The 399-nt window shown below is 62.2% G+C and carries 1 protein-coding gene; it reads right to left on the minus strand.

The features are described 5' to 3' along the window. On the minus strand, nt 1-359 hold a 359-nt coding region (locus ADK28_RS17220; protein WP_048796237.1), incomplete at its 3' end, for a type VI secretion system ImpA family N-terminal domain-containing protein. Between the last annotated feature and the right edge of the window lie 40 nt (nt 360-399).

Genomic DNA, 399 nt, shown 5'->3' on the forward strand with positions numbered 1-399 from the left:
TGGACCATCAGGCGCTGCTTTTGTGCCGGGCTGGCCGGCCATGCGCGCGTCCACCAGGCGGACAGCCAGTCATCCATCAGCACCAGTGCTGCAGACCACGACGCGGTGGTTGCAGGATGCTGCAGACAGCGCACCAGTTGCACCAGTACGCGCATATCCTTGGTACGGGTTTCCAGCAGCGTCAGGCAGTCAAGCGCCACAGCATCCAGACTCACCTCACTGTGAGCAAGCGAACCCAGTTTCACCAGTTCGGTCTCTGTTTTTTCCCACAGCGGATCGTCTGCGCTCACCGCGCTTACCGTCAGGTCATCAGACAGCGCAGCCAGCAGGCGCTGGCTCCAGGGATGCCGGAATGTCATGAAGCGCCTCCCCAGCGACACTGCTGACGCAACGGCCTGA

Origin of the sequence: Serratia sp. 506_PEND (assembly GCF_001076875.1) — a bacterium.
GTDB classification, from domain to species: domain Bacteria; phylum Pseudomonadota; class Gammaproteobacteria; order Enterobacterales; family Enterobacteriaceae; genus Serratia; species Serratia marcescens.